Below are 14,023 nucleotides of genomic sequence, written 5' to 3'. Positions count from 1 at the left end.
GAAATACGCAGTGCGCGTTGACAAAAGAGTTCCGCTTGTATAACAGAGCATTTGCTCTGTTATAGTCGTGACATGCCCCGCCCCCGGATCCACGACCTCGACGGCGTCCTCGACGCCGCGGAGTCGATCGCCGCGCGATCCGGACCCGCCGCCGTCACGATCCGCGCGGTCGCCCAGAGCGCCGGGATATCCAACGGCGCCATGTACCACTCCTTCGGATCGCGCGCGGAACTGCTGGGCCGCACCTGGCTGCGCGCGGCGCGGCGATTCCTCGCCGTGCAGACGGAACTGGTCGAGAAGGCCGAGGCGACAGCGGATCTCGATGGTGTCGACGCGATCGTCGCCGCGGCGCAGGCACCGGCCGTCTTCACCGAGCGCTACCCGGATTCCTCTCGGCTGCTGCTCACGGTGTCGCGCGAGCAACTCCTCGGCGAGGAACTGCCCGACGCGCTCGCCGCCGAACTCGCCGGGGCCGACAAGGCGCTGGTTCGACTGATGGTCCGGTTGGCGCGCCGATTATGGGAGCGCGGCGACCGACGCGCCGTCGAGATCGTCACCACCTGCGTGGTCGACCTGCCCACCGCGATTCTGTTGCGCCGCGACCGCGTCACCGACCCGCTCGCCCTCGAACAACTCCGCGCGGCGGTCCGCGCGGTCGTGGCCATCGGACCACCGCCGTGATCCGAACCACCTGTCCCCGAAAAACTTTCGCCCCCGAATAGTGAGGAACACAGATGCCTGATCTCGACTACCACGACAAGATCGCCGTCATCGACCTCGGCGGCGAGGAGAACCGTTTCTCGCCGGAGTTCCTCGACGAGGTGAACACTCACCTCGACACCGCCCTCGCCGACGGCGCCGCCGGTCTGGTGACGACCGCGAGCGGCAAGTTCTATTCCAACGGACTCGATCTGGATTGGCTCGGCGCCAACGCGGACCGCACCCCGTGGTACGTCAGCCGGGTGCAGGCGTTGTTCGCCCGCGTCCTCACCCTGCCCATCCCCACCGTGGCGGCGCTGCCCGGCCACGCGTTCGGCGCGGGGGCGATGCTTGCCATCGCCCACGACTACCGGGTGATGCGCGCCGACCGCGGCTACTTCTGCTTCCCCGAAGTCGACATCCGCATTCCGTTCACTCCGGGAATGGCCGCACTCGTGCAGGCCAAGTTGTCCCCGAAGACCGCCGTCGCGTCCATGACGACCGGCCGCCGCTTCGGCGGATCAGACGCGTCGGCTCTCGACATCGTCGACGCCACAGCCGCCGAAGGCGAGGTCACCACCGCCGCTATCGCGATGCTGGCGCCGCTGGGCGAGAAGGATCAGGCCACACTCGGCGCGATCAAGAACACCATGTTCGCCTCGGCGGTGGCCGCGTTGACGGCCGACGCCTAGGGTCACCGGTGTTCACCGGTGCTGGTGCGCCGGTGCGCCACCGAACCCAGGCCCCTGTCTCAGACATGTACGGCAACACGAGACCCGGGATCGCTGACGGTACCGGCTCCCGGTTGCGTCGGACCTGTTCCCGGCGACGCGATCCGGGAGAAAAACGCGTTGTGCCGGGGCCACCCCGACCGTAACGTCCGTGGGGTTTGTCCGCCAGGAAAGGATCTGCCCCCATGGAACCCGTCACCGAACACGACATCAGGTCGTCGTTCGTCAACTGTTCGAAGGGTGACGCGAAGCGATTGCCGGTACCGAGGGATCTACCCGATCGCCCGTGGGACGATCTGGATTTCCTCGGCTGGAGTGACCCGTCACTGCCCGGCCGCTGCTATCTGGTCACTGCGCGTGCGGATAGGCTCGTCGGAGTCGCATTGCGTTACGAGACCGGTGGAAACGGCCGGACGCAGATGTGCGCGATCTGCCTGACCAGCCACACCGGCGGTGGCGTATCGCTGCTCACCGCATCCAAAGCCGGTGAATCCGGGCGGCGGGGTAATTCGATCGGCACCTATATGTGCACCGATCTGGCTTGTTCGCTCTACGCCCGCGGCATCAGGAAGCCCGCGCTCGGCAACCGCTATCGGGAAGATCTGACGCTCGAAGCCAAAATCGACCGCGTGGTCGAGAATCTGAACGCCTTCCTCAGCCGGATCTACGCCTGACCCGACCATGCCCACAACGGAAAGTCAGGGTGAGGGATCAGCGGAGATCTGCGTGGGAGTCTTGTCCGGGCGCAATCCGCGCCACGTGGGATGACGGAGGCGGCCGTCGCGAGTCCACGCGGCAAACGCGACCTCGCCCACGTAATCCGGTTCCACCCAAACCACACCGGCAACGTCGGCCACGGCATCGGGGTCCGCGATCGGCGCTGTCCTGCGTTGCCGCGGTTCGAGTTTCGCCGACAGATCGCGCAACACGGCGTAGGTGAATCCGGTCCCCACGTTGCCGGCGTAGACGAGTTCCCCCGCCCGGTCCGGGATCGCGAGGACCAGCGAGCCGATCCACCCGGCCCGGCTGCCGGTCCCCCGGCGCCAGCCGACGATCACCACCTCCTGGAAGTCGAGATTCTTGACCTTCGTCCACAGCGTGCTGCGGCGTCCGGGCAGATACGGTCCGTCGAGGCGCTTGCACACGATGCCCTCGAGGCCGAGACGTTTCGACGCGGCGAGTAGGTCGGCGCCGCGGCCGTGCAGTTGCGGCGAGATCCGCCAGTGTGGCCCCCGCAACCCGATCTGTTCGAGCAGTTCCCGCCGCTGCCAGTAGGGCAAGTCGATCAGCGGCCGGTCCCCGATGTGCAGCAGGTCGAAAATGACGAACGTCGCGGGCGCGGTCGCCGCCAGCGCGCGGATCGCGGACGCGTTGCGCTGATGCATCCGCGGCTGCAACGCCTCGAACGAGGGACGGCCGTCCCGGGTGAACACCACGATCTCCCCGTCGACGACGAACCCTGGCATCGCGGGCGCCAGCGGCGCGAATTCCGGCCACGCCGCGGTGATGTCATTGCCGTTACGCGACAGCAACACCAGCCGGTCGGTGACATAACCGCCCGCCCGGATGCCGTCGAATTTCACCTCGTACGCCCACGAGTCATCGTCGCTGGGCAACACGCCGGGCGCTGCCAGCATCGCCGCGTACCGCGGCAGACTCGTCACCGTCGCCCCGCCGCCATCGCCGGTCCCTTCGGATGCGCGAACCTTATCTGGCAAACTTTCAGCATAGTGTCACCGAGGGCCGGCAGGGGGTTCGAATATCGTTCACCGAGCGCGCATAATGGAAAACAGAAAGGTCGTCATGCGAGTGATACAGGGCCTGCTCAACGTGGTGTTGGGGATCGTGACGGCCGTGCTCGGCACGGTAGTCGGATTGCTCGCGGCCGTGGTGTGGATCCTCGGTGCGGTGTTGTGCGCGACGATCCTGCTGATTCCGTTGGGGCTTCCCGTCATCAAGCTCGGCAGCCGTCTGTTCGGCCTTGCTCGACAGCTGACGCATCTCCCCTGACGCATCTCCCCTGGCGCACCTCCCCTGGCGCACCTCCCCTGACGCACCTCCCCTGACGCACCTCCCCCTTTCGCATAGGCTGGCCGGGCCATGCTGACTCTCTTCCTGGCCCTCGCAGGCTTCGCCTTCCTCGATTCGCTCGATGTACTGCTGGTGGGAGTGACAACGGCGGTCGTGGCAGACAGCAGGTTCGCGCGACGATCACCGATTCCTGGCGGTGCGAGTTTCCTCGGCGGGGTCTTCGCTGTCACGACGACCTTCGGCCTGTGCACGGTGCTCGGCATCACCTTCCTCACCGACCTGGTCGACTTCGAATTGACGCCGACACTGCGGTACTGGGGCGAATTGGTCATCGGCCTCGCCCTGATCGGGCTGGCCTGCGTGCGTGTCACCGCGAGCGCCGAACCACCCCCGTGGGCACAGCAAGTGCGGCGACGGCCGTGGGTGCTCGGATTGGTCGGCGTCGGCATCGGACTCGCGCAGGCGCCGACCGCGGTCCCGTATCTCGCCGCCCTCGCCATGATCTCGGCCCGCCACCCACCGCTGTGGCCGCTGATCATCGTCGTCTACTGCGCGCTGGCCCTGGTGCCGCCCTTGCTGGTGCTGATCCTGTCGGTGCGCCGAACGCCGAGGGCCCGCCGCGTCTATCGCGCCGTCGTCCGGTTCTTCACCCGATTCGGACCGCTGTCGGTCCGAATCCTGTTCGCGCTCTTGGGGTCGGTCCTCGTCGTAGATGCTCTCAGGCACGCCGGGCACCTGTGGTGACCGGACGCCGCGTCAGCGATACGCGTCGAGCGCGGGCCGCCCCGACTCACACCACGACGGCTGCGGAGCCTGCCAGGGTCAGCGCCGGATGCCGAGCAGGGCATCCACCGCCGTGGCGATCAGTCGCGGCGCGGCGGTATCGGGGCCACCGTAGTGGAGCGCCTGCTCGGCCCAGTTGTCCACGGCGGCAAGCGCCTTCGGAGTGTCCAGATCGTCGGCGAGGTGTTGGCGCAGCCGGGCGACGGTATCGTCGGCGGCGGGTCCGGATGGTAGTGCGGTAGCCCGACACCACAGGTCGAACCTGCGCTCGGCCTCGGCGAGAACCTCGTCGGTCCACATCCGGTCCTGGCGGTAATGGCCAGCGAGCAGGCCGAGGCGGATCGCGTTCGGATCGGTGCCCGCGCGACGCAGCTTCGAGACGAACACCAGATTGCCCTTGGACTTCGACATCTTCTCGCCGTCGAGCCCGATGAGTCCGGCGTGCACGTAATGCCGGGCGAAGCGGCGTCCCGTCTCCAGCGCTTCGGCGTGGGCGGCCGAGTATTCGTGGTGCGGGTAGATCAGATCGCTGCCGCCGCCCTGGATATCGAATCCGGCGCCGACACGATTGAGGGCGATCGCCGCGCATTCGATATGCCAACCGGGCCTGCCGGCGCCGAACGGGGCGGGCCACGACGGCTCACCCGGGCGGGCGGCACGCCACAGCAGGGCGTCGATGGTGTCACGTTTGCCGGGGCGATCGGGGTCGCCGCCGCGCTCGGCGAACAGCCGTTCCATGGTGGCCCGGTCGTAACCCGACTCGTAACCGAACTGCTCGTTGGCATCCACGCGGAAGTAGATATCGGAGTACTCGTCGTCGACGACGTAGGCGGCTCCGGCGACGAGCAACTTCTCCACCAACTCGACGACCTCGTCCACCGATTCGACGGCGCCGATGTAGTCGCGCGGCGGGACGATCCGCAGCGCGGTCATATCCTCGCGGAACAGGTTGATCTCGCGGGTGCCCAATTCCCGCCAGTCGATGCCGTCTCGGGCGGCGCGCTCGAACAGCGGATCATCCACGTCGGTCACGTTCTGCACGTAGTGCACGTCGTGACCGGCGTCGCGCCACACGCGGTTGACCAGATCGAAGGTGAGATAGGTGGCCGCGTGTCCGAGATGGGTGGCGTCGTAGGGTGTGATCCCGCAGACGTACATGGTGGCTGTCGGACCCGGGGCGACCGGACGAACCTGCCGGTCGGCGGTGTCGTACAACCGCAACGGCGGCCCTGTTCCGGGAACGGTCGGTAGGGCGGTATCGGACCAGGACTGCATGGTTCGAGGGTAAAGGTCCGGTCGCGCTCATCGCCTGCCGCCCCGGTCCGGACATCGCGCACCGCACCGGAAGCGCCCGTGCGGACCTGCGTGAATGCGGTGTTTCCGCAATGTCAACCGTTGCGGTCCCGACGAACCGAAGATCGCGACGCCCGCGGCGAACGGTCGGCCGACCCGCCGAAACCCGCTGGACGCGAAGCGGATTCCATCAACCTGCCGCAGACCCCGCCCGCCCGCAACCCCGCCGGGGAGTGACCTGCGCCACGGCTCAGAACGCGGGCCAGGGTATCGGACGTGAGGTGTGCGGGAACGGCATTGTGCGATGTTCCAGCAAATCCTCGGTCCGTCCGAGGAGGGCATCGATTTCGGCATCGGTGATATGCGGCGACAGCGAATCCGCCACGGCCCCCGGCAGGATCTTCGCGAAGGTCTCGATATCGGCGATCAGTCCGTCCGGCACGGCACGGCCCGCCCAGCCCCACAGCACGGTGCGCAATTTGTCCTCGGTGTGCAGGCAGATACCGTGGTCGACCCCGTACACCTGTCCGTCACGCCCTTCGAGCGCGTGGCCGCCCTTGCGATCGGCGTTGTTGAGCAGCACGTCCAGAACCGCCATCCGCTGTAGTCGCGGGTCGTCGGCGTGGATCAGGCAGACTTCGTTACCCGCGGGGTCGAGGGCACGCAGCACTTCGGTGAAACCTTCGGGGACCGCGCCCGGCTCGCACAGGTCGACCAGGTCGCGCCGGTTGCCACGATCGGTGTGATTGTCGGCGGATTCGATCCAGCGCTGCACCATTCCGGGGCCGTACGGACCGTCACGCAGGATCGTCTCCGGGATGACGCCCCAGCCGAGCGCGTCGGAGATCAGGTAGGACGCCACCTCACGACCGGCCAGAGTGCCGTCGGGAAAGTCCCACAGCGGGCGCTCACCGCGCACCGGTTTGTACACCACGCGTAGCGCGAGGTCGGCGGAGTCGGATCCGTCCTCGATATCGCAGACCAGGGTGACGTTACTGGCGACGTCGACGCGCCCGATCACCGTCATATCCCCGGTGCGCAGCCGCGCCCCGTCCATGGCGCCCTCTCCCCGCTCATGCCCGACGGCCACGCACTTACTCCTCTAGTTCGGCCGTGCCGAAGATCTCGCCGCGTTTGTACCCGTTGGTGCGCACACACATATGGCCCCGCGACGAGAGCGGCTCACCGCACAGCGGGCACGGCGGACGTCCGGCCGCGATCACGCGGGTGGAACGCAGGGCGAATTCACGCGCCTGTATCGGCGTCAGGAAGACCCGCACCGCGTCCGGCCCCTCTTCGGTGTCATCGAGCACCACCGATTCGTCGACCTCGGTCTCGGTGATGGCGAGCAGTTCGACCACCACGGCGCCCGCGTCGGCATCCCAGCCCAGGCCCATGGTGCCGACCCGGAATTCGGCGTCTATCGGCGTGACCAACGGGTCGACGTCACTGACGTCCTCCGCTTGCGGCGGCACCGTGGCGCCGAAACGGCGCGCGACCTCGTCCAAGAGCAGACCCATACGGTCGGCGAGCACCTTCACCTGCTGCTTTTCCAGCAGCACACTCACCACCCGCGGCTCCTGCACGGCTTGGAGATAGAACGCGCGATCGCCCGGCTCACCGACGGTCCCGGCGACGAAACGATCGGGGGTGCGAAATACATGGATTTCTCGTGCCATCTGCACCTCCTGATACGTGACCCTGATCGACTACCCACGGCGCCCGGTGAACCCACACGCCACTCATTCGTTTACAAGGATTCTCACTGCTCCGCATTCCCATTATCCGCACCGGAGCCGCCGCCTATCTCGCCGCCGGGAACCGGACCACTCGTCGCGGTGGGTGCCGTCGCGGTGGATGTCGACGCGCCGTGCCGTTCGGAGGGAGCCAGCGCGCTCAGATCCGATCCGGTGTCGTTGAGCCGCCACACGTACGGCGCGGTCGGCGTGTAGCGGATCACGCTGATGGACGCGGGTTCGACCACGATGCGCTGGAATCCGTCGAGATGGATTCCGAAGGCGTCGGCGAGCACGGACTTGATCACGTCGCCGTGCGTACAGGCCACCCACAGCACGTCACGCCCGTGTTTCTCGGCGTAGGCACGCTCGCGGGCGCGGATCGCGGCCACCGCGCGGGACTGCACCTGCGCCAGTCCCTCGCCATTGGGGAACACCGCGCCGGAGGCGTGTTGCTGCACGACCTTCCACAGCGGTTCGGTGAGCAGGTCCGCGATCGGCTGCCCGGTCCAATCCCCGTAGTCGACTTCGATGAGCTGGTCGTCGTACTCCGGTTCCAGCCCGAACTTCTCGGCGAGCGGCCCGACTGTTCGCTGACAGCGCAACAGCGGGGAGTGCACGATGTACTCGATCGGCAGCTGCGCGAGGCGCTCGGCGACAGCGCGGGCCTGCTCGGCGCCGCGATCGGTCAGTTCGACTCCGGCGCTGCGACCTGCGAGAGTGCGGGCGGTGTTCGAGGTCGACACGCCGTGTCGCAACAGGATCACCGTCATCGGTACAGCCTAATCGGCGCGGCCGAGCGGGGGCGGGTCGCCGTGGCGGTGCTCACGTCGCCGACACCACCCCGCCCGCCAGCAGACCCATGACGACCAGGCCGAGCAGAATCCGATAGACGCCGAACCAGTTCAGCGAGTAGTGAGCCACGAACTTCAGCAGCCACGCCACCGACGCGTACCCCACCGCGAACGCCACGAGGGTCGCGACGAACAGCTGCGGACCGCTCGCGTTGAGTCCCTCACCCGCGGGTTCGAAGGCGTCCGGCAGGCTGAACAGGCCGGACGCGGTCACCGCGGGAATCGCGAGCAGGAACGAGAACCGCACCGCCGCTTCACGTTCCAACCCGAGGAACAGGCCAGCCGATGAGGTCGCGCCGGACCGGGACACACCGGGCACGAGCGCGAGGCATTGGGCGAGACCCATGACGAGTCCGTCGCGGGTGGTCAACTGCTCGATCGGACGGATCTTGCGACCGTAGTATTCGGCGGCGGCGATGACCAGCGCGAAGGCGATGAGCATGAACGACACCAGCCACAGATTGCGCGCCCCGGTGCGGATCTGATCCTTGAACAGGAATCCGATGACGCCGATCGGAATGGTCGCGATGATGACGTACCAGCCGACGCGGTAGTCGAGTTCGCGTTGCGAATCCTCGTCGTTGCGGAAATCGGCCGCGTAATCGCCGGTGATCACGGGCAGTTTCCGCGTGGGCTGCTCCGACAGCGGCACGGTCTGCCCCGATCGTTCCCGCAGCCGCGATGCCACCGTGGTGAACCAGGCGCGGACGATACGCGCGATGTCCTTGGCGAAATACACCAGGACCGCGGCTTCGGTCCCGAGCTGTGTGACCGCGGTGAAGGACGCGCCCGCGTCGTCACCGAAGAACACCGCGGACACGATCCGTAGATGCGCCGACGAGGAGACCGGGAGGAATTCGGTGAGGCCCTGCACCAGACCCAATATCAGCGCCTGTATCCAGGTCATCGACTCGCCCACTGGCTCCTCCGTTCCACGCGGTGCGGGCCGCCGATCGCGGCCCGCCTCGCACCCGTTCTACCTGGTGCCCGAAATATCTGTTCCGAGTGGGCAATTGGTCCTTCATGTGATCGCATCGGCATGAGCACCGCCGCAATCCCGCAGCGACAGTACAGGCTGGTGTCACACATACGACGCCCGGGCGTGTCCTCGCATCCCGCGCGGGCGAATGTCCTCGCATCCCGACGACACGGCGGCCGACGCGCGCGCCGTCGGGTACCGCTGCGGCAAGGCGGCCGACCGGTCGTCGTACCGCGCGCCGTCGAGGTGAAACCGCTGATCACAGCATGGTTCGATACCGCATCCTTGCGCGTGCTCCGGTTCGCCCGGCCTGCCGCGCGGCAGGAGACGAACTTCGGCGTGCGCCGCGCATTACTCTTGGCGCCGTGACGAATGCGCGGACACGGTGATGGAACAGCGGACGGTCGGTCGCAGCGGCCTACGGGTGTCCCGGATCGGACTGGCGACCCACACCTGGGGTTCGCAGACCGATTCCGACGACGCCGCCGGACAACTGGTCGCGTTCGCGGAGGCGGGCGGCACCCTGGTCGATACCTCCCCCGTCTACGCCGGTGGCGGCGCGCAGCGGATTCTCGCCGATCTGCTGGGCGATCTCGTCGCCCGTGACGAACTCGTCCTCAGCGGCAGCGCCGGGGTGGTGGCGCGGGTGGACCCGCCGTTGGTGGAATCCGGGGTGCCGACCCCCGAACCCGCGCGTCCTACGGTGGACGCCTCGCGGCGCACCCTGCTACGTCAACTCGACCGGACCCTGCTCGAACTGGGCACCGACTATCTCGACATCTGGACTGTCGCCGCCTGGGATCCACGCACGCCGCTCGACGAGATCGCGGCGACCATCGACTACGCCGTGCGGTCGGGACGCGTCCGCTACGCGGGCGTCAGCGGATTCGGCGCGTGGCAGTTGGCCAGTCTGGCCGCCATCGCACCGGTCGTGGTCGCCCAGACGGCGTACTCGCTGCTGGCGCGCGAGGCGGAGGACGATTTCGTCCCCGCCGCCCGGCACCACGGTGTCGGGGTGATCGCGACGGCGCCGCTGTCGGGCGGCATCCTCACCGGCAAATATCGCGACGGCGTTCCCGCCGATTCGCGGGGCGCGGACGAGGCCACCGCCGCCGAGATCCGGCATCGGCTCGACGATCGCGCCACCAGGGTGGTCGACGCGCTGGTCACCGCCGCGGACGGCCTCGGCACCTCACCGCTGGCCGTGGCACTGGCCTGGATCCGGGACCGCGACGGTATCGCGAGCATGTTCGTCGGCGCCCGCGATATCGGCCAGCTGACCGGGGTGATGGCCGCCGAGACCCTCGAACTGCCGAGGGCCATCGCGGCCGCGCTCGATGACGTCAGCGCACGCGCGGAATGACGCGGATTAGGCTTACCTACATGAGCAGTGCGAGTCCCGGCGATTCCTTCGTCCCGGCGCGAGGAAGTCACCGCGCCCGATCAGGCTGGTCGCGACCGGTGATCGCCGTGCTCGCGCTGATACTGCTCATCGGCTCGGCGGCCTGCGGCACCGAGGGCGGTGCGGTGAATTCCGGGCAGGCCGGACCAACCACCGCCGTCATCCCGAATCTGGATCCGGTGCCGATCGGTCCCGAGCCGACGCCTGTGCTGCCGAGCACGGTGCGGTCCTTCGACGGCGCCGACGTCACCGTGAACTCCGCGGACCGCATCATCGCCGCGGACCGCTACGGAACCCTCGCGCAAACGGTGTGGGCGCTCGGCCTCGGACGCAAACTCGTCGGCCGCAGCACCGGAGGCACCTTCCCCGCCGTGCGGCAGGTGCCGAACGTCACCGGCGGCAGCGGCTCACTGAATGTGGAATCCATTCTGGCGCTGCGTCCCTCGGTATTCCTCACCGACACCACGAGCGCGGCGCCCGCGGTCCGTGAGCAGCTCAGGGCGGCAGGTGTCACCGTCGTCTACTTCGATCCGCAACGCACCATGGCAGGCGTCGTCCCGCAGATCGAGGAGGTGGCGGACGCGCTCGGTGTGCCCGCGGCCGGACAGGCGCTCGCCCAGCGCACGACCGACGAGATCGCCGCGGCGAGCGCCGCGGTGCCCGAGCAGGAGAAACCGCTCAGCATCGCCTTCCTCTACCTGCGCACCACCGCCATCGCGCTGATCGCCGGACCCGGATCGGGCGCCGACGCCTTGATCGCCGCCCTCGGCGCGAAAGACGCGGGCACCGCCGCCGGCCTGAAGGAACCGTTCACCACGATCACCTCCGAAGCGATGATCAGCGCCGCACCCGAGGTCCTGCTGGTGATGTCGGACGGCTTGACCTCGGTCGGCGGGGTCGACGGACTCGAGAAGGTTCCCGGCGTCGCGCAGACCCCGGCCGGTCGCACCAAGCGGGTGGTCGACATGTCCGACACGGTGCTGCTCAGTTTCGGTCCGAACACCGGCCGCGTCATATCCGCGCTCAGCGACGCCGTCTACGGCCCCCGGCCCGCATGATCGAATCCGCTTCAGCGCGATCCGATTCGTCGACATCGGCGCCTGATGCCGGTCCCGGCGCGCAACTCGACGGCTCCGCGCCGGGCGACCTGGACACCGCGACGCGGCCGACGCCACCCCCCGCGGCCGACAGCGGCACAGGGCCGGTGCGTCGATCACGCACCACCATCGCCTTCGCCGTCACGGCGACCACCCTGGTACTGCTCGCGCTGGCGTCGGCGGCGATCGGTCAGGTTCCGACAGCACCCCTCGAAGTGGCAGGCAGCATGCTGCATCGCATCGGACTCGACTGGGGCCCGATGCCGGCACATCCCGCGGGCGAGGTCACGCTGTGGGAAGTCCGGTTCCCCCGTGTGATCCTCGCGATGCTGGTGGGCGCGGCGTTGGCCACCGCGGGAGCGCTGCTGCAGGGCGTATTCGCCAACCCGCTGGCCGAACCCGGCGTGATCGGGGTGTCGGCCGGAGCCGCGGTCGGCGCGGGCACGGTCATCGTGGTCGGCGGCGCGTTCGTCGCGGCCTGGTCGGTGGCGGCGGCGGCCTTCGTCGCCGGATTGATCACCACCGCGCTGGTCTACGCGCTGTCGCGATCCGGTGGACGTACCGAGGTGGTGACCCTGGTCCTCACCGGCGTCGCGATCAACGCCTTCGCGGGTGGACTCATCGCGTTGCTGCTGTTCGTCGCGACCCCCGCGGCGCGCGATCAGATCGTGTTCTGGCAGTTGGGCAGTCTCAACGGCGCTACCTGGCAGGCCGTTGGCGTGGTCGCGCCGATCGCCTTCGTCGGGGTGGCCGCCGCGATCGTCATCGCGCCGCGGCTCGATCTGCTCGCCCTCGGGGAATCGGCGGCTCGCCACCTCGGCGTGGATGTGGAACGGCTGCGCCGCAATGCGATCGTCATCGTGGCGGTCCTGACCACGGCGGGTGTCGCCTTCACCGGCATCATCCTGTTCGTGGGTCTGATCGTGCCGCATCTGGTGCGGATGCTCGTCGGTCCGGGGCACCGGGTACTCATCCCGTTGAGCGCCATCCTCGGCGCGGTCGTTCTGCTCGCCGCCGATGTGGCGGCCCGCTCCCTGGTGGACAACGCGGATATGCCGCTGGGCATGTTGACCTCCCTCATCGGCGGCCCCTTCTTCTTCTGGCTGCTGCGCCGGACCCGGGCCCGCGCGGGAGGCTGGGCATGAGCGGATTGCGGGGTCTCGGGGCCGCGTTGCGACGGGTGCACGCGATGCCGTCGATGCCGGCTCCGGGGGCGGTGACGCTGCGGTCCACCGGGTTGAGCATCGACCGGCGCGGCGCCTCCCGCGCCCGCCGGGTGCTCGACACCGTCGACTTCGAGGTGGTCGCCGGGCAGGTGGTGGCCTTGGTCGGGCCCAATGGGGCGGGTAAGTCGACCTTGCTCGCCGCGCTCGCCGGCGAGTTGACGCCGACCGAGGGAACCGTGGAACTCGACGGTCGCCGTCTCGATGACTGGACCCCGCTGGATATGGCCCGCAGGCGCGCGGTGCTGCCACAGAGTCATACCGTCGGATTCCCGTTCACCGCCCGCGAGGTCGTGGCGATGGGCCGCGCACCGTGGGCGCGCACCGAACGCGGCGAGCACGACGACGAACGGATCGACGCCGCGCTGGCCGCCGCCGACGTGCGGCATCTCGCGGGCCGTTCGTTTCCGACACTCTCCGGTGGTGAACGTGCCCGCGTCGCGCTCGCCAGGGTGCTCGCGCAGGACACCGCGACGCTGTTGCTCGACGAACCGACCGCCGCGCTCGATCTCGGCCACCAGGAGTCGGTGCTACGCCTCGCCACGTCCCGGGCCGCCGCGGGGGCGGCCGTCGTCGTGGTCCTGCACGATCTCGGTATCGCCGCCGCCTACGCGGACCGCGTCGCCATTCTCGAATCCGGCCGCGTCGCCGCCGACGGCCCGCCGCGCGAGGTCTTCACCACAGAACTGCTCACCCGCGTGTACGAACATCCGGTGGAAGTTCTCGACCATCCCGTGACGGGCGCGCAACTGGTCCTCCCCGTCCGCCGCTGACCATTCCCGCTCGAGTTGCCGGTGGGTCAGGACAGCTCGGCGCGGGATCGATCGCCGGATCCGATCTCCAACATCAGGCTCCCGGCCAACGCGTATCGCGCCAGCGCGTCGACCGCCCACAGGGCGAAGAAGACCACTCCCGCCACCGCCGACACCGCGACCGCCCAGGTGAGCGCTCCACCGCCGAACCAGATGACCTCCAAGGCGATTCGCCAGGGCCCACGCAGCCGGAAAGCGGCGTCGCGGGCGGCCCCGAACAGCGCCCACATCATGATGAACAGCAGCGGCGCGACCACTCCGGCGACGATCCGCAGCACCACCGAGCCCTCCAACGTGAAACCCCACACCGCGGCGCCGACGATCACCCCGAGTTCGAGCAGGAACATCAGCAACAGGGTGGCGCCCTTGGTGATTCGCACGGC

General features: G+C 68.6%; 16 protein-coding genes. 9 read left to right on the top strand and 7 right to left on the bottom strand.

Features of this window, described 5'->3' with window-relative positions; genetic code table 11:
* The first annotated feature begins 72 nt into the window (after positions 1-72).
* The 3 genes from ABZS43_RS26735 (at position 73) to ABZS43_RS26725 (ending at position 2,104) form a co-directional block, all read left to right on the top strand.
* A complete protein-coding gene (locus tag ABZS43_RS26735) occupies positions 73-681 on the top strand; it encodes a helix-turn-helix domain-containing protein (protein WP_355038716.1) in 609 nt (202 codons plus the stop codon).
* Between the two features lie 53 nt (positions 682-734).
* A complete protein-coding gene (locus tag ABZS43_RS26730; protein WP_355038715.1) occupies positions 735-1,391 on the top strand; it encodes an enoyl-CoA hydratase-related protein in 657 nt (218 codons plus the stop codon).
* 224 nt (positions 1,392-1,615) lie between these two features.
* Positions 1,616-2,104, top strand: a complete 489-nt coding sequence (locus tag ABZS43_RS26725; RefSeq protein ID WP_355038714.1) for an FBP domain-containing protein — start codon at positions 1,616-1,618, stop codon at positions 2,102-2,104.
* Positions 2,105-2,128: 24 nt separating this feature from the next.
* Here the strand turns inward: ABZS43_RS26725 and ligD are convergent, their stop codons facing one another.
* Positions 2,129-3,148 (bottom strand): non-homologous end-joining DNA ligase, encoded by a 1,020-nt coding sequence (gene ligD / locus ABZS43_RS26720; RefSeq protein ID WP_355038713.1) that lies wholly within the window; start codon positions 3,146-3,148, stop codon positions 2,129-2,131.
* An 85-nt stretch (positions 3,149-3,233) separates the two neighbouring features.
* On the opposite strand from ligD, the gene ABZS43_RS26715 reads away from it, so the two are divergent.
* Together ABZS43_RS26715 and ABZS43_RS26710 are read left to right on the top strand one after the other, a co-directional pair.
* Complete coding sequence (locus ABZS43_RS26715; protein WP_355038712.1) at positions 3,234-3,440, top strand: hypothetical protein; 207 nt, start codon at positions 3,234-3,236, stop codon at positions 3,438-3,440.
* A gap of 90 nt (positions 3,441-3,530) precedes the next feature.
* Positions 3,531-4,205 (top strand): GAP family protein, encoded by a 675-nt coding sequence (locus ABZS43_RS26710; RefSeq protein ID WP_355038711.1) that lies wholly within the window; start codon positions 3,531-3,533, stop codon positions 4,203-4,205.
* 78 nt (positions 4,206-4,283) lie between these two features.
* Here ABZS43_RS26710 and mshC read toward each other — a convergent pair whose 3' ends face one another.
* The 5 genes from mshC to ABZS43_RS26685 form a co-directional block, all read right to left on the bottom strand.
* On the bottom strand, positions 4,284-5,519 hold the full coding sequence (mshC, locus tag ABZS43_RS26705) for a cysteine--1-D-myo-inosityl 2-amino-2-deoxy-alpha-D-glucopyranoside ligase (protein ID WP_355038710.1): 1,236 nt from the start codon (positions 5,517-5,519) through the stop codon (positions 4,284-4,286).
* A gap of 268 nt (positions 5,520-5,787) precedes the next feature.
* Complete coding sequence (locus ABZS43_RS26700; RefSeq protein ID WP_355038758.1) at positions 5,788-6,594, bottom strand: SCO1664 family protein; 807 nt, start codon at positions 6,592-6,594, stop codon at positions 5,788-5,790.
* A gap of 37 nt (positions 6,595-6,631) precedes the next feature.
* Entirely contained in the window at positions 6,632-7,216 is a 585-nt protein-coding gene (locus ABZS43_RS26695) for a DUF3090 domain-containing protein (protein WP_109525945.1), read from the bottom strand.
* Between the two features lie 83 nt (positions 7,217-7,299).
* The gene (locus ABZS43_RS26690; protein WP_355038709.1) at positions 7,300-8,046 is read right to left on the bottom strand and encodes a histidine phosphatase family protein; all 747 of its coding nucleotides are present in this window, start codon (positions 8,044-8,046) and stop codon (positions 7,300-7,302) included.
* A gap of 52 nt (positions 8,047-8,098) precedes the next feature.
* Positions 8,099-9,046 (bottom strand): undecaprenyl-diphosphate phosphatase, encoded by a 948-nt coding sequence (locus ABZS43_RS26685; protein ID WP_355038708.1) that lies wholly within the window; start codon positions 9,044-9,046, stop codon positions 8,099-8,101.
* Positions 9,047-9,494: 448 nt separating this feature from the next.
* On the opposite strand from ABZS43_RS26685, the gene ABZS43_RS26680 reads away from it, so the two are divergent.
* Genes ABZS43_RS26680 through ABZS43_RS26665 form a run of 4 tightly spaced genes read left to right on the top strand, consistent with a single transcriptional unit; the run spans position 9,495 to position 13,601 of the window.
* Entirely contained in the window at positions 9,495-10,469 is a 975-nt protein-coding gene (locus ABZS43_RS26680) for an aldo/keto reductase (RefSeq protein WP_355038707.1), read from the top strand.
* Positions 10,470-10,489: 20 nt separating this feature from the next.
* A complete protein-coding gene (locus tag ABZS43_RS26675; RefSeq protein ID WP_355038706.1) occupies positions 10,490-11,566 on the top strand; it encodes an ABC transporter substrate-binding protein in 1,077 nt (358 codons plus the stop codon).
* On the top strand, positions 11,563-12,750 hold the full coding sequence (locus tag ABZS43_RS26670; RefSeq protein ID WP_355038705.1) for an iron ABC transporter permease: 1,188 nt from the start codon (positions 11,563-11,565) through the stop codon (positions 12,748-12,750). Before ABZS43_RS26675 ends, ABZS43_RS26670 begins: the two co-directional genes overlap by 4 nt.
* On the top strand, positions 12,747-13,601 hold the full coding sequence (locus ABZS43_RS26665; protein WP_355038704.1) for a heme ABC transporter ATP-binding protein: 855 nt from the start codon (positions 12,747-12,749) through the stop codon (positions 13,599-13,601). Before ABZS43_RS26670 ends, ABZS43_RS26665 begins: the two co-directional genes overlap by 4 nt.
* 26 nt (positions 13,602-13,627) lie before the next feature.
* Here the strand turns inward: ABZS43_RS26665 and ABZS43_RS26660 are convergent, their stop codons facing one another.
* On the bottom strand, positions 13,628-14,020 hold the full coding sequence (locus ABZS43_RS26660) for a YrdB family protein (RefSeq protein WP_355038703.1): 393 nt from the start codon (positions 14,018-14,020) through the stop codon (positions 13,628-13,630).
* Positions 14,021-14,023 lie beyond the last annotated feature (3 nt).

Origin of the sequence: Nocardia sp. NPDC005366 (genome assembly GCF_040606855.1) — a bacterium.
Classification (GTDB): Bacteria; Actinomycetota; Actinomycetes; order Mycobacteriales; family Mycobacteriaceae; genus Nocardia.
Note: the sequence above shows the minus strand (reverse complement) of the source record. Positions and strands in the feature narration are given on the sequence as shown.